The organism is Amycolatopsis sp. Poz14 (assembly GCF_006704225.1).
Lineage (GTDB): Bacteria > Actinomycetota > Actinomycetes > Mycobacteriales > Pseudonocardiaceae > Amycolatopsis > Amycolatopsis nivea.
This window is the reverse complement of record NZ_JACLHD010000001.1, coordinates 894,956-913,567: the sequence shown is the minus strand read 5'-3', so window position 1 is coordinate 913,567 and position 18,612 is coordinate 894,956. Positions and strand designations below refer to the sequence as shown.

Here is an 18,612-nt window from a genome sequence, read left to right as displayed (position 1 = left end):
AAACCCCTAGTGACCAGCGGCGTCCGCATACCGGGAGAAACCGGACGATACCCCTCCGGTTGAAATCTGCTTGCATGCGACAACTAAAGTGTCTTGTGACACAACCATGGGCCGGCCGCTTGCGAAATACGCCGTACGGGCACACTCTTGCTTAAGGCAACTAGTTGCAGTCGCCAACCAATGGTTTGCTCCACCCCAAGGAAGACCCACATGGCACCTCAGAACTCCGCCGTCAGGCCAGAGGCCGACCTCGACCTTGCCGACCAGCTCGGGCACGAGCTGGTCCGGTTCATGCGCTTGATCACCAAGGCGAAGTCCCAGGTCGCCAAACACGGGCCGGACGGGATCGAGAGGGCCGCGTACGCGATCCTCTTCTGCCTCGTCCACGAAGGCCCGCAACGCACCAGCAAGCTGGCCGAGTTCCTGCACTCCGAGATCTCCACGATCAGCAGGCAGTCCAGCTCGCTCGTGCAGCACGGACTCGTCGAACGGCAGGCCGACCCCGAGGACGGCCGCGCCTGCTTGCTCGCCCCGACCGCCGAAGGCCTTCGCGTCTTCGACGAAAACCGCAAGCACCGCGCCCGGTGGCTCGCCGACGTACTCGGCGACTGGAGCCAGGAGGAGCGCGAGACGCTCAACGAGCTTCTCGCGCGGCTCAACACAGGTATCGAAAAGAACAATCCGTCGCTGTCCGACACCGCGGCGACGGCACAGGCCAAGGGGGCCTCGAACGCATGACGTCCACCGTTGAAAAACAACCTCAGTCGCGAGGGGGAGCGCCCGCTGAAGACAGCGAGGGCGGTCCGCGGCTGACTCACCGCCAAATCGTCACGATCATCAGCGGCCTGATGTGCGGCATGTTCCTCGCCGCGCTCGACCAGACGATCGTGGGCACCTCGATCGTCCGGATCGCCAACGACCTGCACGGCTTCGACCTGCAGGCGTGGGCGACCACGGCGTACCTGATCACGTCGACGATCGCGACGCCGATCTACGGCAAGCTTTCCGACATCTACGGCCGCAAGCCGTTCTACCTCGCCGCGATCGCGATCTTCGTCGCCGGTTCGGCCGCCGCGTCGTTCTCGACCTCGATGTACGAACTGGCCGCGTTCCGCGCGGTGCAGGGTCTCGGCGCCGGCGGTCTGATGTCGCTGGCCATGACGATCATCGGCGACGTGGTCCCGCCTCGGGAACGCGCTCGCTACCAGGGCTACTTCCTCGCCGTGTTCGGTACTTCCACCGTGCTCGGCCCGGTGCTCGGCGGCTTCTTCGCCGGCTTCGACACCCTCGGCGGCCTGCACGGCTGGCGCTGGGTCTTCCTGATCAACGTGCCGATCGGCATCGTCGCGCTGTTCGTCGTCGCGAAGGTGCTGAACGTCCCGCACAACCGCCACGACCACAAGATCGACTGGTGGGGCGCGCTGACCATGGTCATCGCCGTGGTGCCGTTCCTGATCGTCGCCGAACAGGGCCAGAAGTGGGGCTGGGGCGACCAGAAGTCGATCTGGATGTACATCATCGGCGGCGTCGGCATCGTGTTGTTCATCGTCGTCGAGAAGCTGATGAAGGACGCCGCGCTGATCCCGTTGCGGCTGTTCAAGAACTCGACCTTCACCGTGGCCATCATCGGCGGCGTGATCGTCGGCGTGGCGATGTTCGGCGCGATCACGATGATCCCGCAGTACCTGCAGGTCGTGCAGGGCTACACGCCGACCGAATCGGGTCTGCTGATGCTGCCGCTGATGGTCGGCATCATGTCCAGCTCGATCATCTCCGGCAAGATCACGTCGAAGACCGGGCGCTACAAGATCTTCCCGGTCGTCGGCACGATCCTGATCGCGGCGGGCGCGTTCTTCTTCGCCATGGTCAAGTACGACACCCCGATCTGGCACCCGCTGGTCGCCGCGCTGATCATCGGCCTCGGCCTCGGCCAGTGCATGCAGACGCTGATCATCGCGGTGCAGAACGCGGGCCCGCGCAAGGACATGGGCGTGTCGACCGCGTCGGCGACGTTCTTCCGGCAGATCGGCGGTACCGCGGGGGTCGCGGTGTTCCTGACGATTCTGTTCAACGTGCTGCCGGGCAACATCACCAAGGCGTTCGGCGGCCACCTGCCTCCGGGCGGGGGCGCCAACCTCGGCGACCTGTCGAGCAACACGAGCGTCATCCAGACGCTGCCGGAAGCGGTGCGCACGCCGATCCTGATCGGCTTCACCGAGTCCATCACCACGGTGTTCTGGGTCGCCGGCGGCGTCGCGCTGCTGGCCACGCTGGTGCTGCTGTTCATGAAGGAGATCCCGCTGGCGGGCATGAACCCGGCGGCGGCCGCGGTCGAAGGCGGCGAAGCGCTGCTGGAAGACCTGGACGAGCCGGTCCCGGCCCAGGAAGAGACCGCTGAGCTGAAGACGGCGGGTTCGCTGTTCGAGGAGGCCCCGAAGGAGCCGGTGCTCGTCGGAGCCGGCGGCAGGCACGCCCTGACCAACGGCCACGGCGACGCGCAGGCGGTGGCTGACGCCCGTCCGATGCCGATCACCAACTCGGTGGCCGACGCGGAATTCGGCACGGCCACCGGCTCGGGCGGCGTCCCGGTCACCGGCCACGTGCGCCGCCAGGACGGCAGCCACGTGAGCGCGGCCGCGCTGACCCTGATCGACCAGCAGGGCCGTCAGGTGGCGCGGGCGACCGGCAACGGCGACGGCAGCTACTCGATCCCGACCCAGGGTCCGGGAACGTACGTGCTGATCGTGTCCGCTCCCGGGCACCAGCCGCAGGCCTCCAGCGTGGTGGTCGGCGGGCACCCGGCGAACCTGGACGTCACGCTCACCGGTTCCGGCGAGCTGACCGGCGTGGTCCGTTCGATCGGCACCGCGACCCCGCTGGCGAACGCGACGGTCACGCTGACCGACTCGCGCGGCGAGGTCAACGGCGCGTTCATCACCGCCGAGGACGGCGTCTACACCTTCAGCGGCGTCGGCGCCGGGCAGTACACGCTGGTCGCGAGCGGCCCGCACTACCGCCCGGTCGCGGTCACGCTGACGGTGCCGGACAGCGGCGTGCTGCGCCACGACGTCGAACTCGCCGGCGCGGTGCTGCTCCAGGGCGTCGCGCGCACCGAGGGCGACCGGATCGTGCCGGACGCGCGGATCACCGTGCTCGACGCGAACGGCAACGTCGCGGCGGTGGCCCGCACCGACAGCGAGGGCCGCTACGTGGTCAGCGACCTGCCGATCGGCTCCTACACGGTCGTGGCGAGCGGATACCCGCCCGCCACCAGCCAGGTGACGCTGGACGACGGCGAGGCCCAGCACGACGTGCGGCTGAGCTACGACCAGGCGCTCGACGAGCTGGTCGACCGGTCATGAGCGGGGGCCTGCGCGCACAGCTGCGCTCGAACGGCGGATGGCCGGTCGAGAACGCGGTGCTCACGGTCACCGACTTGAACGGGCGCCAGGTCGCGCGGCAGGTCACGGACGCGAAGGGGGCGGTGGTCACCGACCCGCTGCCCCCTGGCGTCTACACCGCCGTGATCACCGCGCCGGGGTACACGCCGCTGGCCCGTACCGTGCAGATCGGCTCCGACGGGGCCGGGCTGCTCGGCGACATCGCGCTCGTGCCGGTTTCCGGCGCGGTCGAGCTGCCGCCGGAGGGTCCGTGGACGATCGACCCGATGCACTCGTCGGTGGTCGCCACCGCGCGGCACATGGGCATCGCGAGCATCAAGGTGCGGTTCCCGGACGTGGCGGGGCGGATCGAGGTCGCCCGGCCGGTCGAGCGGTCGAGCGTGCGCGCCGAGATCAAGGCGGGCAGCATCGAAAGCGGCATAAAGATGCGGGACGACCACCTGCGTTCGGCCGAATTCCTCGACGTCGACGCGTATCCGCTCATCACGTTCGAAAGCACCGGGCTTTCCCAGCTCGGCACGGACAACTGGGCGCTGCGCGGCGTGCTGACGCTGCACGGCGAACGCCGCGACGTCACGCTCGACCTGCGCTACACCGGGCACGGCCCGGACCCGTGGGGCGGCGTGCGTGCCGCGTTCCACGCCGAAACGCAATTGCACCGCAACGATTTCGCGATCAACTACAGCGCGATGGTGCGGGCGGGCGTGGCCGCGATCGGCACGACCGTCAAGGTGGAGCTGGACATCGAGGCGGTGCAGGGCGAGTCCCTGCCGCAGTTCTAGAGAAAACCGCGACAGGCCGCCCGGGAACTGTCCCGGGCGGCCTGTTCGTTGTCCTGGGCGAAAAGGGTGAACAGTCTGGTTACCCCAGGAATACCCAAAGTCACCGAATGCGGAGGATTCGATGGTTGCGTACTGCGGCCGGTCCCAGCCACGTAGGCTCTTCGCGTGAACCTCGACGCCGCCCAGCCCGCGCACGCCGCGGGAATCGGCCTGAGCTGGCTGGACACCGCCGGCCCGGTGCTCGTCTGGGTCATCGTGCTGTCGTTCGTGCTCATCGAATGCGCGCTCATCATCGGGCTGTTCCTTCCCGGCGATTCGCTGCTGTTCGGCGCGGGCGTGGTGCTCGCCCAGCACGGCTCGGACCTCAACGCGTGGCTGCTGTCCGCGGCCGCGTTGCTCACCGCCGTGGTCGGCAACCAGATCGGCTACTACATCGGCCGCGGCGCGGGCACCACGCTGATCGCCCGGCGCGGCGGGCGGATGCTCAACCGGCACAACCTCGAACGCGCGCAAGCTTTCCTGGACCGCAAGGGTTTCTTCGCGATCGTCGCGGCACGGTGGATCCCGTGGATCCGCACGCTGGCCCCGCTCATCGCGGGCGCCGCGCGGATGGATTCGCGGCGGTTCCTGCTCGCCACCACCGTCGGCGGCCTGCTGTGGGTGCCGACGCTGGTGCTGCTCGGCTACTACGGCGCAGGTCTGCTCGACGCCATCCCGTGGGTCAAGACCGCGGCGCTGTGGGTGAGCATCGCGTTCTTCGTGTTCGGCACCGCGTACGGCGTGCTGCGCTACCGCCAGGAAATGCGGCGTCCGGTCGACGAACCCGACGACGCGCACGCCTGATTTTTCAGGCCGGGTCGGACCAGACTTCCAGCTGGATGCCGTCCGGATCGCGGAACACGATCACCGCGGAACCCGCGAAGGTCTGCGATTCCGTCGCGGGCAGGTAGGAAACGCCGTATTCGCGCAGGCGGTCCTCCCATTCGGCGACCTCGGCCCGGGACGACACCGAGAACGCGACGTGGTCCAGACCAGTGCGTCTTTCGTCGAACGCGGGCCGTTCGGTGTCCGGATGCTGGACAAGCACCACGGAGAATCCGTCTCCTGCCGAACGCAGAACTACTTTGCGCACCCCGGTTTCCGGGTCTTCGCGCCGATGGCTTTCCTCGAGGTCGAGCACCCGGACGTACCAGGGAACACTTCGGTCCACATCGGTCACGGTGAGCGCCAGATGGTGCACAGACGTGAGCTTGGGCATGACTTTCGCGGCCGTCCTTTCCACCCCTCGTTCCAGACTCGCACACCGGGACAACCGCTACGGGCGAGTTCACCGAGTTCCGGGGTCAATCGTGATCTGCCCGTCGCCGGGCGTCTCACTGTCCGAGATGGATCAGCGGCCGCCGCCGACCTCGAGCACCGCGCCGACGGTGAAGGACGCCTCCGGGGACAGCAGCCACAGCACGGCCGCGGCGATCTCTTCCGGCTGGCCGGCGCGCCCGAGCGGGATGACCGAACTGAGTCGCTCGACCCGGTCCGGCATTCCCGCGGCGGCGTGCAACCCGGTCTCGACCAGGCCGGGCGACACGACGTTGACCCGGATTCCCTCGTCGGCGACCTCTCGTGCCAGGCCGAGGCTGAGCGTGTTGACCGCCGCTTTGGACGCCGCGTAGTGCACCCATTCGCCCGCCGACCCGTTCCGCGACGCCGTGGACGAGACGTTCACGATCGCTCCGCCGGACCCGCCGTAGCGCGTCGACAGCCGTCGCACCGCCTCGCGGCAGCACAGGAAAACGCCGGTGACGTTGATGTCCAGCACCCGGCGGACGGTCTCGACGCTCTGCTCGTCCAGCCTGCCGGGCGTGTTGCCGGTGACGCCCGCGTTGTTCACCAAGCCGACGAGCGGGCCCAGCTCGGCCGCCGCCGAAAAAAGGTCGCTGACCTGCTGTTCGTCGGACACATCGGCGCGGTGCGCAAGCGCTTGCGCACCATGGGACCGCACCCGTTCGGCGATTTCCTCGGCCGGGGCCGGGTCGCCGGAGAAGTTCACCACCACGTCGTAACCGCGGGTCGCGGCCAGTTCGCAGATCGCCGCGCCGATGCCCCGGCTGCCGCCGGTGACGACCAAAACCCCCACGGGTCACTCCTTACGAACGAGGCTTGAGCGGCTCGACGAACTGGGCGTCGAGCCAGCGCATCTGCGCCATCCACATCCACCACGTCGCGTCGTCCGGACAGTGCTGCCCGTCGACCGCTTCGCCCCGCAGCCATGCTCCCAGCAGCGCGGTGATGGCCGTGCACACGTCGAGCAGCGCGCGTCCCCACCACCATTGGTGCATCGGGGTGTGCAGCTCGAGGACGCCGCCGTGTTCCGGCAGCACCGACAACGCCCAGTCCAGCCGGGTCCGGACCTCGCTGAGCACCTCCGGTTCGAGCTGCGGTTCGCTGGTGGTCTCGCGCATCCGCTCGACCAGCAGCGCCAGCCTCGGATCCGGCCCCTGACCAGCGGGTTCGGACAACCGCCGGTCGACCAGCGTCCGCAGCCCGTTCAGGTGTGTGCGCACGAGCGGGACATACGGCGGGTACAGCACGGCGATCCGGGCTTCGCCGGCCCGGTCCCAGGTGACCGCGCCGGCGTAGGGATCCGTCGTCGCCGGATCGTCGAACATCACCTGCTCAGAGGGCGAAATTCGTCAGCGGCAGGTTCTCGAGCACCAGGTCGGCGCGGTCGCGGGTGTTCGCGATCAGGTCCGCGTTGCGCTGGTCGGAACCGAGCGCGCGCTGCCGGGCCTCGACCAGCGAACGGCCGTAGCGCCGGTGCCGGGACACCAGCCGCTCGATCCGCTCCGGCTCGTCCGGCGCGAGGAACCACGCTTCGGTGAGGTACTGTCGCACGCCGCTCCACGGGTCGTCCGGAAGCAGCAGGTAGTTGCCCTCGGTGATGACCAGCTGCACCTCGGGCGCGACCGGGACGGCGCCGGCGATCGGCTCCTCGATCTCGCGGCGGAACTCCGGCGCGTACACCGTCTCGCGGCCCTCGGCGAGCCGGCGGATCAGGTGCACGTAGCCGGCCGCGTCGAAGGTGTCCGGCGCGCCCTTGCGGTCGGTGCGCCCGAGCCGCTGCAGTTCGACCTGGGCCAGGTGGAAGCCGTCCATCCCGACGACCGCGGCCCGCGAACCGAGCGCGTTGGCGATCGCCCAGGCCAGCGTGGTTTTTCCGGAGGCGGGCGCGCCGATGATGCCGAGCACGTGCCGTTCCCGCGGTTTGGCCAGCTTCTCAGCCCGCGCCAGCAGATCCTCGAACGCCGTCATCGCACTCCCTCTTCTCTGCTCTTCGCCAGTTCCCCGACCGGCCCCGTCCACGAACGCGGACCGACATGCCGGACCCGTTCCGCTGCCACCGCGTTCGCGTATCCGATCCAGTCGGCGACCGCGCCTTCCCGCGTCGCAACCGCGTACGCGAGCGCACCGTGCCACACGTCTCCGGCCCCCAGGGTGTCCCGCGCTTCGACGAGCGGCACGGGGACCTGCCCAGAGTCTTCCGTAGTGCTCCAGGCGACCGGCTCCGGGCCCGCCGTCGTGATCGTCACTGACACTCCGCGTTCGGCCAAACTCGGTGCGGGAGCACGGAACCGCGCGGAACAGGCTGCCACGTGGACCAGTGGCAGCAGCTGGTCCAGTACCGGTTTCCAGCTGCCCGCGTCGAGGACGACCGGCACTTCGCGGGCGCGGGCTTCCTTGGCGACAGCAAGCGCTAGCTCGGGATGATGCCCGTCGACGAGGACCGCGTCTACGCGCTCGAAAATCTGGGTGAGGTCAGGCAGTTCCAGTGGCTCGTCGGAGGCGGCGTTACGGGAGACGACGGTGCGTTCGCCGTCGCCGTCCCGCACCACGACCGCGCTGACCGGCGGCGCCTGCGCGCGTTCCGGAGCGAGGTCGACCAGATCGACGCCGCAGGCTTCGAGGTCAGCCCGGGCGAGCGCGGCCAGCGGGTGCGCACCTAGAGCCGTCACAAGAGTCGCTTCGGCCCCGAGCGCCGCGACGGTCACCGCGGCGTTCGTCGCCGGCCCACCGGCCGCGACATCCACCTGCAGCGACTGCACTTTTTCGCTCGGCTCCGGAAATTCCGCGACCCGCTGTACGACATCGACGGTGCACAACCCCGCCAGCAGCACTCGCACGTCAGGTCAACCCGGCGTGCGTGGTGGACGCGACCTCGACGACTTCGCCGTTGTCGTCGAGCTTTAACGCACCGGTGAGCAGGCCGACCACCTGGTTCATGCTGTGCGTCTTCGGCGTCACCACGGCGACGCGCTTGCCGAGCCGGTGCACGTGGATCCGGTCGGCGATTTCGAAGACGTGCGGCATGTTGTGGCTGATCAGCACCACCGGCAGGCCGCGGTCGCGGATCCGGCCGATCAGTTCCAGCACCTTCGCGGATTCCGCGACGCCCAGCGCGGCCGTCGGCTCGTCCATGATCACCGCTTTGGTGCCGAACGCCGCCGCGCGCGCCACCGCGACGCCTTGCCGCTGCCCGCCGGACAGCGTTTCCACCAGCTGGGTAATGGATTTGACCTTGATGCCGAGGTCGTCCAGGATCCGCTGCGCCTCGGTGCGCATGGTCGCGCTGTCGAGCTTGCGCAACCCGATGCCGAACGGTCCCTTCAGCCGCTTTTCCCGGCCCAGGAACATGTTCGACGCGATGTCCAGCGCCGGCGCGACGGCCAGATCCTGGTACACCGTCTCGATTCCGTAGTGCCTCGCGTCCAATGGGGACTTGAAGTGGACCGTCTTGCCGTCCACTTTGATCTCACCGGCGTCCGGCACCACCGCACCGGACAACGCCTTGATGAGACTGGATTTCCCGGCCCCGTTGTCGCCGACGACGGCGAGCACTTCGCCGGGGTAGAGGTCGAAATCGGCGCCGTCGATGGCGGTGACCCGGCCGTAGCGTTTCACCAGGCCGCGCGCGGAAAGGGTCGGCTGCTGCTCGTTCGAGGAAGTCATGACTGCTGCTGCCTCCGTGCGATCCGGTCCACGACCACGGCGGCGATCAGCAACGCGCCGGTCGCCAGGTCCTGGTAGTTGCCGTCCACGCCCATCTGCGTCAGCCCCGAACGCAGCACGGCGACGACCAGCGCGCCGAACAGCGTGCCCAGCACCGAACCGCGTCCGCCGAACAGGCTCGTGCCGCCCAGCACCACCGCGGTGATCGAGTCGAGGTTGCCGAGCTGGAACTGGTTCGGGTCGGCGTTCGGCGTGCGGCCGAGCGCCTGCCACGCGGCGATGCCGAAGCACAGCCCGGCGACGAGGTAGACCGACAGCACGGTGCGGTTGACCTTGATCCCGGACAGCCGCGCGGATTCCGGCGCGTTGCCGACGGCGTAAACGTGCTTGCCCCACGCGGTTTTCGTGAGCGCGTACCAGACGGCGAGGAACATGAGCAGCGCGAGCGTCATGCCGTAGGTGATCGGGATGCCGCCGAAGAGGTACCGCTTCGTGCCGAGCCAGGTGAGCAGTCCGTCGGACACCGGAACCGCCTGGCCGCCCGCGATCAGCTTCGCCACCGCGGTCAGGCCGGTGAACGTGCCGAGCGTGATGATGAAGGCGGGCAGCTTGATCCGCGTCGCCAGCGTGCCGATGAACAGGCCGACCACGACGGTCAGCGCGACGCCGGCCAGCAGCGCGAAGAAAACGTTCGTGACCGCGGCCAGTTTCGCCATCACCAGCGTCGCCACGACCATCGACGACGCGTTGGAAAGGTCGATGCCCGCGATCAGGATGATCAGCGTCTGGCCGAGCGCGAGCGTGCCGACCACCAGCGACTGCTGGACCACTGTGGACAGATTGTCCAGGTCGAAAAAGGTGTCCGTGGCAAAGGAAAACACCAGGACCGCCACGACCAGCGCCAGCGCGGGACCGACCGCGGGGGCGCGCAGGAAGAACTCGCCGAGCGTCTCGCGCTCGCGGTTGTTGACCGTCGCGGTCGTCATTTCCCGCCTCCCCAGCAGTTCTGCAGACCCCAGGCGGTGTCCTTGCTCGGCACCCCCGGCATCGGGTGGTCGGTGATCGCGGTCGAGCCGGTGTTGACGAACCCGCTCGGCTTCTTGCCGGTCTTCGCGTACTCGACCGCCGCGAGCACGCCCTGTTCGGCCATCTTCCGCGGGAACTGCATCACGGTGACGGCGAACTGGCCGTTCTTGACGTTCTGCACGCCCTCGCAGCCGCCGTCGATCGAACCGACGGTGAGCTGGTTGGTGAGGCCGCGCGCTTTGAGAGCCGCGTACGCGCCGCGGCCCATCGGCTCGTTCATCGTGTACACCGCGTTGAGGTCGGTGGTGCGCTGGAGGAGGTTCTCCATGCCCTGCTGGGCGAGGCTCTGGTCGCCGTTGGCGTTGGTGTGGCCCTTGATCTCCGGCGCGCCGTCCTTGAGCCCGATGCCCTTGAGGAACCCGCCGTGCCGCTGGGTGTCGACCGAACTGCCCGCGGTGCCGTCGACCATCAGGAGCTTCGGGTCCGCGCCCTTCAGCGCCGCCTTGACGTACGCGCCCTGCTGCTCGCCCGCCGCGAAGTTGTCGGTGGCGAAGGTGGCGTCGACCGCGTCCGGCGGTTCGGTGGCGGTGTCGAGGGCGATCACCAGGATGCCGGCGTCGCGGGCGTCCTTGATGGCCTTGAGCACGCCGGTGGACGAGCTCGGCGTGATCAGGATGGTGTTCACGCCCTGCTGCATCAGGTTCTCGATGGCGCGCACCTGACCGTCGTTGTCGCCGTCGAACTGCCCGGCGAGCGCGCTGAAGTCAGCGCCGTTGGCCTTGGCCGCGGCGGCCGCGGCGCTGCGCAGTTCGACGAAGTACGGGTTGGTGTCGGTCTTCGTGACGAGGCCGACCTTGGCCTTGCCGCTGCCGCCGGTTTTGGAGCTGCCGCCCCAGTGGCGTTCGACGGTGCACCCGGCGGTGGAGACCGCGACAGCGGCCGCCAAGGCGAGTGCGGTGAGACTCCGGTGTCTCATGGAGATGCCCTCCGAATCGAGGTGCGAGCTTGCCGATGGACGGGAAGGTAGACAGACTCATGCCATGACGCAAGCGTTTGCGCAAACGCTTGCCAACGCTCCTGGTTTCGCTCTCTCGATAAAGGACAGACATGCCGCGACCCCGCTCCGCCCGCCCGACCCAGCGCGACATCGCCGAAATGGCGGGCGTGTCGATCACGACGGTCTCGCACGTCGTCAACGGCACGCGGGCGGTGGCCGAGGAGACGAAAGCCGCGGTGCTGCGCGCGATCGAGACCACCGGGTACACCGGCGACGCGATCGCGCGCTCGCTGGTCACCGGGGGTACGCGGTCGATCGGGATGGCGATCTCGCTGGTCGCGAACCCGTACTTCGCGGCGCTGATGCACGCGATCGAGCGGGAGGCGTCGGCAAACGGATACACCGTGCTGCTGGCGGACACGCACGACACCGCGGGCACCGAACGGGACGTGGTGCGCGCGCTGCGGTCGCGCCGGGTCGACGGACTGCTGATCACGCCCGCGCCCGGCGACGGGTCGGTGCTGGGCGAACTGGTGTCGCTGGACGTGCCGACCGTGCTGATGGACCGGCTCACCACCCGGACCGACATCGACCAGGTCGGCGCGGAGAACATCCAGGCGACGTCGGCGCTGACCGCGCATCTGGCGTCGCTGGGCCACCGCCGGATCGGGATGATCTCCGGCGCGCCCGGGCTGACGACGAGCGACGAACGCGTGCTGGGCTACCGGCTCGGCCTCGGCCGGTCAGGATTGAGCTGGTCGCCTGACCTGGTGGCGTGCGGACAGTCCTCCCGCGACGGCGGCGGCTTGGCGTTGAGCACGCTGCTGGCGCTGCCGGACCCGCCGACCGCGCTGGTGGTGGCCAACGACAGCATGATGGTCGGCGTCCTGCACGAGGCGCGGCGACGGGGTTTGCGGATCGGCCAGGACCTGCCGGTGGTGGTGTACGACGACGTCGAATGGGCCGACCTCGTGGACCCGCCGCTGACGACGATGGCCCAGCCGATCGACGAAATCGGCCGCCGGGCGGTGCAATTGCTGCTCGCTCGACTGGCGGATCCCGGCCGACCGGCCGAGACTGTGCGGTTGCCGCCGACCTTGCGGCACCGGGCTTCGTGCGGGTGCGCGTCGTGACTGCCCCGCGTAACCAGGCACGCGCCCGTTCACTCACCTCAGTGATTCTCGGGACCCGATCGTCTCGGACCCTCTCTGGTGCGGCCCGACAGTGGCTACTGTTGGGTAGGTATCGACGACGAGGGCCATGAAAAATGACCGTTCTGGCGCCGGAGGTCCCCCACTGGGACCTGCCGGTCACCCATCGGTTCGGGGTGGCATTGGGGAGGCACGCCAGCCCGTACCACGACCAGCTGCTGCGTGCCATCCGCGGCGCTGCCGCGCGGGCGGGTTGCGACCTGCTGCTGGCCGACACCAGCGACTGTCCGCGCGCGGAAGCCGAAGTGCTGCGCGCACTGCAGGCGGACCGGATCGATGGCGTCCTTCTGGTGCCCGCGCTCGGTGACGAGGCGGTCGTGAACGGTCTCGTGCGGACTGGTGTGCCGACGGTCCTGGTCGACCGGATCGCCGGCCGCAACGACGTCGACCAGGTCGGTTCGGAGAACTTCCAGGCCATGTCCGCGCTGGTCGAACACCTGGCCGCGCGACGGCACCGGCGGATCGCGTTGATCACCGGCACCGAAGGCACCACCGTCAGCGAAGAACGCGCCCTCGGTTACCGCCTCGGTCTTGGCCGCGCCGGGCTGCGCTACAACCCGGAGCTGGTGGCGTCCGGCCAATCCACCGCAGGCGGCGCGGCCCGAGCTGCCGCCAAACTCCTGGACGGCTGGCCCTCGCCGACTGCCTTGGTGGTCGCTGGTGAGGCGATGCTGATCGGCGTGCAGTGGGAAGCGCACCGCCGCGGCATCCGGATCGGATCGGAACTGGCGGTCGTCGGATACGGCGACATGGACTGGGCGCGCACGGTTTCCCCCGGCGTGACGACGATGGCACAACCCATCTCGGAAATCGGCCGCCGGGCAGTGCAGTTGCTGCTGGCGCGCTGCCGCGAGCCGGAGCGCCGACCGGAGTCCGTCCGCCTCGCGCCGCGGTTCTTGCACCGCGCTTCGTGCGGCTGCTGAGTTTTATAGCGTCGCCGCGGCCTCCAGCAGCATCCACCCTCCAATTTGGACAGACAGATCCCGCTCCGCCTTGCCCGGCGGGTTCGGGGCTGGTTTATCCCAGTACGCGCTGAACAACGGTCCGGTTTTCTCTTGTGCCGCACCGTTCCAGCACGCTTCCGCTGAGTTTTGGACCAGCCTTTTCGCTGCTTCTGCTTCCGGCCTGGGCAGTTTGTTGGCCTTGTTGGCCGCGAGCGCGAGGTAACGGGCGGCGATCGCCGAGAAGAGCCCACCGTCGCCTCCCTCTGACCCCGGGAGAATCCCTTGTGGTGCCAGGTGTTTCTCTATCGCGAGGATCGTGCGTGCCGCGTCGTCCCAGCGGGACTGCTCCAGGCATGCGCCGAGGTAAACCCCTTGGCAGTACGAGAAAATATGCTTGACCACTTCGCCGGTGTCCGCCCGGATCCCGTCCCAGACCAAGCCGGTCTCCGGGTCTACGAGGGTGTCGGTGAGCCATTGCGTCATGGCGCCGGCGCGTTGTTGATCACCCGTCCGGGCATGAAAGATAGCGGCGGGCCCGTTCGCGGGGGTATTCTTGAAGGAGTCGCCGCGCCGCCACCAAATTCCCCCGCCAAGGTCTTCTGTCCAGCCTTCGTGCAGCCGTTTGCTGATCGCCTCGATTGGTTCGTCCACTGTGGATAGTTGGAGTTGACGCACTCGCTGCAACGCGAGCCCTAGCCAGGCTATGTCGTCGTAGTAGTCGTTGACCCAGGAACCGAAATTGCGCCGGTGCACCGTCGCGATGAAGCGGTCGATCAGCCGCGCGCGTTCGTCGGTGGGTTGACGGAGCTGCGCATCGACGAGACTGTCGAGGAGGTGGGCCTGCCACCAGTAGTTCCAGTGCCAGTGCAACCGCTGGCTCATGGTGGGCGGCCACCCACTCCGACCGAGGACGGTGCCGGGGAGGGCCCATAGGCGGCGGAGGTGTCGGGCGCAGACCGCCTGTTCGGCTTCTGCGGCGCGTTCGATTGCTGCGGCGCGCTCGGCTGAGACGGGATGCTCGGCTGCTGCAGGGCTCGCAGCTGCAACGGGACGCTCGACCGCTGCAGGGCTCGCGTCCGCTGCGGGACGCTCGGCTGCGACGGCAGGCTCGGGTGCAGTGGGATGCTCGCTCACTGCGGTGCTCTCGGCCGCCGCAGGGCGCCCGACTGCGGCGGGGTGCTCGGCTGTTGCAGTGCGCTCGGCCGCTGCAGGGGGCTCGGCTGCCGTCGCGCGCGCAGCTGCAGCGGCGCGCTCGGTCGCTGCGAGGCTCTCGGCCGGTGCGGGGTGCCCGGCGGCGGGGTGCCCGGACGCTGCGGCACGCTCGTCTGCTGCAGGGCAATCGGCTGCTGCGGCATGCTCGTCTGCGACGGGGAGCTCGACCGGTGCACCCTCAGCCACCGCCGCCGCGGTGCGCTCGGCCGGGTCGATTGCGTCATTGGCTTGGCCGACTGTGCGCTCGGCGGTGCCGCACGCTCAGCGGGATTCGCCGCACCCGCAGCCGCATTCGTCGTGCGACTGGCAGAGTCGTCCGAGGGCGATGCGGTAGGGCCGGGCGCATCGCCGCGTGCAGCGGGATTGGCGGGGTCGGACGAGTCGGCGGTCATGACTTGATTCTGCCTGCGCTGCGGAGAACTTGCCTCTCTACGCGCCCTCCCGAACCGCGTGATCGGCGCTAGGCCTGGGTTCTCGTGAGCGGCCCCGGTTCTAACCGGCGCAGCCACTCACGAAGCACCCCATCGGCGGCAAAGCGGCGAAGTCACCAAGCTTTGGAGAGGTCCGCATGCTGTCGTATCCACGCGTGCATCACGATTCCGGCCGCAACCCCCGCGTTGATAGACCTTGTCGTGCCGAACTGGGCGATGGAGACCACTTTCGCCGAGTCCGTCTGTGCGGCTTCGGACAGACCAGGGCCTTCCTGGCCGAACAGCAGCAGGCACTTCCGGGGCAGTTCGGCGGTTTCCACCGGCTCGGCGCCGGGCGTGTTGTCCACCGCTACCACCGTCAAACCCTCCGCGGTGGCGAATTCCAGCAGCGTCGCGACGTTCTCGTGGTGGCGGAGGCGCTGGTAGCGGTCCGTCACCATCGCGCCTCGGCGGTTCCAGCGGCGGCGGCCCACTATGTGCACTTCCGCGGCGGCGAAGGCGTTCGCGGTGCGGACGACGGTGCCGATGTTGTGGTCGTGCTGGAAGTTCTCGATCGCGACGTGGAACGGGTGCCGTCGGGTGTCCACATCGGACACGATTGCTTCGCGGCGCCAGTAGCGGTAGGCGTCGACCACGTTGCGGCGGTCGCCGTTGGCCAGGAGTTCGGGGTCGTAGCGCGGGTCGTCCGGCCAGGTGCCTGGCCAGGGGCCTACGCCTACCTCCTCGCGGTTCACCCACTCGGTGGGGCCCGCTTCGGGTTGTTCCGTCGTCACGAAGGACGATTCTCGCTCAGCCGAGGCTGACGCCGTGCGCCGGACTGTCGTCGTGGCGGTGGCGCCACCTCAGGTAGGCGCCCAGGTACGAGATCACCAGCACCGCCAGGGCCACCACGACCACCACTGGCAGCAGCGAGCGCGGGATCACCGTGCCGTAGAGGTAATACGCGTTGAACCCGCCGGGCAGGTCGCCGAGACCCTGCTGATGCCGGAAGAAATCTTCCAGCGCGGTGAGCGGGCACGGAATCGGCGTGACATTGACCAGCACGCCCCACACCGCGAAGAAAATGTGCACGAAAACGACCTTCGGCCACCGCCACGCGAGGAAGCCGCCGAAGCCGATGAAGAGCAGGGCGAGGATGTGCACCGCCACGGTGACATCGGCCAGAACATGCGCGACCGTCGTGTCCACCTTCGCCCCCTTCCCAGTGCACCTACCAGCGACGTTACTCCGATTACCCGTCCAGAGAGCGGGAAATAGGGGGACCTGATGTGATGTTCGACCCACCGGAGCAACGAGTTCACCCGGCAGGTAACGGAGGGATCACTCCGGGTAGGAGACGGGGCGGAACACCCGGCACGAAGGGACCCGACGCGCCGTAAATGACTTCGTTCCGTGCACGCGAATCGCCGGAGAAAACGGGGGAAAAGCGGGTTGACGAACGCGGAAGAAGGACCTCAGGCCGGCGAGCCGGTGCCGCCGAAACCCGGCCATAGGGTGACCCCATTGAGCTTGAGGTCGTTGGGCAGTTGGCCGTCGCGGCCCCCGTCCGCCGTCGTCCAGACGACCTCGGAGTCGGGGTAGAGAGTCACCACGAAGCCCACGTCAGCGGGGTGCGCGTACTCGATCGAGAGCACGTCGTCGACGCTGAGCACGACTTCGTCGCCATAGGGTTCGACGTTCCAGGTCCGGGGCTTGTCGTCGTTGTTGGTCACCTGGATCCGGATCATCCGCGCCCCTCCCGTGGGTCGATGCCGACGATACGCGGAAAAGGGCGTTCAGCCAGCGAACGCTGCTCCGTCGATGTCCGTCACGACGAGGCGGATGGTTGCGTCCGCCCACTCGGTCCCGTCGAGTACCTTGCGCACCTGGGCTTCGGCGGCCGACAGCAAGGGCGGCAGCGGCAATCGCAGTGCGACCACCCGGATCTCCACCGATTCCGCGGTCAGATCCACTGCCCCACCAGCGGGATCGGTCGGCAGCCAGCTGATTTCCGCGGCCACGCTCGTCGCGGGGCGGAGGCCGTCGACGGCCGACAGGGCGTCGGCGAGTCTTCCGGTCAGCGAACGCGGATCGGTCACTTCCGCCCCACTTCGATGTCCAAAATGGACACTCGAACGGCGTCCACGGAGCGGCCGGTCTGCGCGAGGACTTCCCGGAACACCGCGCGCTGCACCGCGCGGCCCACGGCGGCGGCCTGGTCCGCACCCGAGATGACCACGTCGACCTCGACCGTCAGGCTGTCCTCGTGGGCGCGGACCCGGACGCCGTCCGCAGGGGCCGGTTCCAGGCCCTTCCAGCGTTGCCTGGCTTCGCGGGCCCACGCGGTCGCCAACCCGCGCAGGCCGGGTTCCAGGCGCACGACTCCGGCGGTTTCGGCGGCCGCGCGGGCGGCAACGCTCGCGATCACCGGGGCGGCGATCACGTATTCGGCGGTCATTCCCCGTCCTCGTACACGTCTTCCACCAGCAGATCCAGGCTGACCAACGAAATACCCACCCGCGAGGTCGCGGCAGCGGACACCAGTTCTCGTACGCGGGCCAACGTGTCAGCGCCGCTGGTGTTCCCCAGGCGCGCCGCGAGGGTGAGTTCTACCTCGACCTGAGCCGCGCCGGACGAATCGACGCCGACCTTTCGCACCCGCACCCGGCGGGCGCGGACGTCGCCGGCGGAATCGGCCGCATAGCGGAGCACGACCGCGACGGCTTGTTCGCTCACTTCGACCGAACCCGGTTCGGCGGCGGCGAGATCCAGCATCTGACCGCGGCGCACTTCGGCGCGGACGGCCGACATGATCCGGCCGAACAGGTCCGGCGGGGTCGGGTCGGGCTCGTCGATCAGCTCCTGCGTCGCCGAGCGCAGGGCCAGCAGGCTTTCCCGCGCGGTGCGGCAGTGGACGCACTCCGCCTGGTGGTCGTCGGACTCGTCCAGGTTCTCCCAGAGCGTTTCCAGTTCCCGGCCGCACGGCAGTTCGTAGTCCTGGTTCACCTCCACGGCTTCATCACCTCCGCCAGCTGCGCACGGGCCCGGGCGATGCGCCCCCGGACCGCGGTGGGGTTCGCGCCGACGATCTCGCTGATCTCGTCGTACGACCGGCCGTGCACTTCACGCAACAGCCAGCACGCCCGTTGCTGCGGGGTGAGCGTCTGAAGCGCCTCGTCGAGCGCCGCGAGCTGGCCGCTGACCTGCACCGCGTGCTCCGGCTGCGTGTCGCGGCGCGGCGATTCGGCCAGGTCGAGATCGACGTCAGCTTGCGGGCGGCGCGCCCGGATCACGTTGAGACAGCGGTTGGTCGTTCCGCGGTACAGCCAGCCGACGAACGCGTTGTCGTCGTTCAGCTGCGCCAGCTTCCGCCACGCGCCGAGGAACGCTTCCTGCACTACGTCCTCGGCGTCGCCGCGGTGATGCAGCATTTTCAGGGCAAGCCGGAACATCGGGCCCTGATAACGCTGCACGAGCTGTTCGTACGCGCGCACGTCGCCGTCTCGCGCACGGCCGACGAGGGTGGCGTCGTCGAGCGGGACACTGGTCGTGGTCACGGCACCCCCTTCCGTCAGGGGGACACCGCGTGGCGGGCATTCGTCACGCACGCATTGTGGGTGACTGT

At 68.8% G+C, this 18,612-nt stretch carries 22 protein-coding genes; 6 read left to right on the top strand and 16 right to left on the bottom strand.

All coding sequences use genetic code 11. From position 1 onward, the window contains the following. Window positions 1-210: 210 nt before the first annotated feature. The 4 genes from FKO37_RS04565 (at window position 211) to FKO37_RS04550 (ending at window position 5,026) form a co-directional block, all read left to right on the top strand. The gene (locus tag FKO37_RS04565) at window positions 211-738 is read left to right on the top strand and encodes a MarR family winged helix-turn-helix transcriptional regulator (RefSeq protein WP_037808841.1); all 528 of its coding nucleotides are present in this window, start codon (window positions 211-213) and stop codon (window positions 736-738) included. Beyond that, window positions 735-3,362: an MFS transporter gene (locus FKO37_RS04560; protein WP_238603803.1), complete on the top strand. Its 2,628-nt coding sequence runs from the start codon at window positions 735-737 to the stop codon at window positions 3,360-3,362. The genes FKO37_RS04565 and FKO37_RS04560 overlap by 4 nt, the downstream gene beginning before the upstream one ends. Beyond that, on the top strand, window positions 3,359-4,183 hold the full coding sequence (locus tag FKO37_RS04555) for a YceI family protein (protein WP_037808843.1): 825 nt from the start codon (window positions 3,359-3,361) through the stop codon (window positions 4,181-4,183). Before FKO37_RS04560 ends, FKO37_RS04555 begins: the two co-directional genes overlap by 4 nt. A 165-nt stretch (window positions 4,184-4,348) precedes the next feature. Further along, window positions 4,349-5,026, top strand: a complete 678-nt coding sequence (locus FKO37_RS04550; RefSeq protein WP_037808846.1) for a DedA family protein — start codon at window positions 4,349-4,351, stop codon at window positions 5,024-5,026. 4 nt (window positions 5,027-5,030) lie between these two features. Here FKO37_RS04550 and FKO37_RS04545 read toward each other — a convergent pair whose 3' ends face one another. The 8 genes from FKO37_RS04545 to FKO37_RS04510 form a co-directional block, all read right to left on the bottom strand. Beyond that, a complete protein-coding gene (locus FKO37_RS04545) occupies window positions 5,031-5,441 on the bottom strand; it encodes a VOC family protein (RefSeq protein ID WP_043834805.1) in 411 nt (136 codons plus the stop codon). Window positions 5,442-5,573: 132 nt separating this feature from the next. Then, the gene (locus FKO37_RS04540; protein WP_238603802.1) at window positions 5,574-6,317 is read right to left on the bottom strand and encodes an SDR family oxidoreductase; all 744 of its coding nucleotides are present in this window, start codon (window positions 6,315-6,317) and stop codon (window positions 5,574-5,576) included. A 10-nt stretch (window positions 6,318-6,327) separates the two neighbouring features. Further along, complete coding sequence (locus FKO37_RS04535; protein ID WP_037808850.1) at window positions 6,328-6,849, bottom strand: hypothetical protein; 522 nt, start codon at window positions 6,847-6,849, stop codon at window positions 6,328-6,330. Between the two features lie 7 nt (window positions 6,850-6,856). Further along, window positions 6,857-7,492 carry a nucleoside/nucleotide kinase family protein gene (locus FKO37_RS04530; RefSeq protein WP_009084950.1) on the bottom strand — a complete coding sequence of 212 codons (636 nt, stop codon included), beginning with the start codon at window positions 7,490-7,492 and terminating at the stop codon, window positions 6,857-6,859. Further along, window positions 7,489-8,355: a PfkB family carbohydrate kinase gene (locus FKO37_RS04525; protein ID WP_238608214.1), complete on the bottom strand. Its 867-nt coding sequence runs from the start codon at window positions 8,353-8,355 to the stop codon at window positions 7,489-7,491. Before FKO37_RS04525 ends, FKO37_RS04530 begins: the two co-directional genes overlap by 4 nt. Before the next feature lie 7 nt (window positions 8,356-8,362). Continuing rightward, window positions 8,363-9,187 carry an ATP-binding cassette domain-containing protein gene (locus FKO37_RS04520; RefSeq protein WP_037808853.1) on the bottom strand — a complete coding sequence of 275 codons (825 nt, stop codon included), beginning with the start codon at window positions 9,185-9,187 and terminating at the stop codon, window positions 8,363-8,365. Continuing rightward, entirely contained in the window at window positions 9,184-10,173 is a 990-nt protein-coding gene (locus FKO37_RS04515; RefSeq protein ID WP_009084957.1) for an ABC transporter permease, read from the bottom strand. The genes FKO37_RS04520 and FKO37_RS04515 overlap by 4 nt, the downstream gene beginning before the upstream one ends. Next, window positions 10,170-11,189, bottom strand: a complete 1,020-nt coding sequence (locus tag FKO37_RS04510; protein WP_037808854.1) for a substrate-binding domain-containing protein — start codon at window positions 11,187-11,189, stop codon at window positions 10,170-10,172. Before FKO37_RS04510 ends, FKO37_RS04515 begins: the two co-directional genes overlap by 4 nt. Before the next feature lie 131 nt (window positions 11,190-11,320). On the opposite strand from FKO37_RS04510, the gene FKO37_RS04505 reads away from it, so the two are divergent. Together FKO37_RS04505 and FKO37_RS04500 are read left to right on the top strand one after the other, a co-directional pair. Continuing rightward, complete coding sequence (locus FKO37_RS04505) at window positions 11,321-12,343, top strand: LacI family DNA-binding transcriptional regulator (RefSeq protein WP_037808855.1); 1,023 nt, start codon at window positions 11,321-11,323, stop codon at window positions 12,341-12,343. 134 nt (window positions 12,344-12,477) lie between these two features. Next, complete coding sequence (locus FKO37_RS04500) at window positions 12,478-13,344, top strand: LacI family DNA-binding transcriptional regulator (protein WP_238603801.1); 867 nt, start codon at window positions 12,478-12,480, stop codon at window positions 13,342-13,344. A 3-nt stretch (window positions 13,345-13,347) separates the two neighbouring features. Here the strand turns inward: FKO37_RS04500 and FKO37_RS04495 are convergent, their stop codons facing one another. The 8 genes from FKO37_RS04495 to FKO37_RS04460 all read right to left on the bottom strand — a co-directional run bounded on the left by FKO37_RS04495 (window position 13,348) and on the right by FKO37_RS04460 (window position 18,544). Then, complete coding sequence (locus FKO37_RS04495) at window positions 13,348-14,247, bottom strand: glycoside hydrolase family 76 protein (RefSeq protein ID WP_238603800.1); 900 nt, start codon at window positions 14,245-14,247, stop codon at window positions 13,348-13,350. An 874-nt stretch (window positions 14,248-15,121) separates the two neighbouring features. Next, the gene (locus FKO37_RS04490; protein ID WP_238603799.1) at window positions 15,122-15,781 is read right to left on the bottom strand and encodes an RNA methyltransferase; all 660 of its coding nucleotides are present in this window, start codon (window positions 15,779-15,781) and stop codon (window positions 15,122-15,124) included. A 16-nt stretch (window positions 15,782-15,797) separates the two neighbouring features. Continuing rightward, window positions 15,798-16,196: a DUF2784 domain-containing protein gene (locus FKO37_RS04485; protein WP_037808862.1), complete on the bottom strand. Its 399-nt coding sequence runs from the start codon at window positions 16,194-16,196 to the stop codon at window positions 15,798-15,800. Between the two features lie 266 nt (window positions 16,197-16,462). After that, window positions 16,463-16,735, bottom strand: coding sequence for a hypothetical protein (locus FKO37_RS04480; protein ID WP_238603798.1), 273 nt, complete (start codon window positions 16,733-16,735; stop codon window positions 16,463-16,465). Between the two features lie 48 nt (window positions 16,736-16,783). Then, complete coding sequence (locus FKO37_RS04475; protein WP_238603797.1) at window positions 16,784-17,086, bottom strand: hypothetical protein; 303 nt, start codon at window positions 17,084-17,086, stop codon at window positions 16,784-16,786. After that, window positions 17,083-17,445, bottom strand: coding sequence for an Asp23/Gls24 family envelope stress response protein (locus tag FKO37_RS04470; RefSeq protein ID WP_037808867.1), 363 nt, complete (start codon window positions 17,443-17,445; stop codon window positions 17,083-17,085). The genes FKO37_RS04475 and FKO37_RS04470 overlap by 4 nt, the downstream gene beginning before the upstream one ends. Beyond that, window positions 17,442-17,999, bottom strand: a complete 558-nt coding sequence (locus tag FKO37_RS04465) for a hypothetical protein (protein ID WP_043831552.1) — start codon at window positions 17,997-17,999, stop codon at window positions 17,442-17,444. Before FKO37_RS04465 ends, FKO37_RS04470 begins: the two co-directional genes overlap by 4 nt. Beyond that, complete coding sequence (locus FKO37_RS04460; protein WP_037808869.1) at window positions 17,990-18,544, bottom strand: RNA polymerase sigma factor; 555 nt, start codon at window positions 18,542-18,544, stop codon at window positions 17,990-17,992. Before FKO37_RS04460 ends, FKO37_RS04465 begins: the two co-directional genes overlap by 10 nt. Window positions 18,545-18,612: the final 68 nt, after the last annotated feature.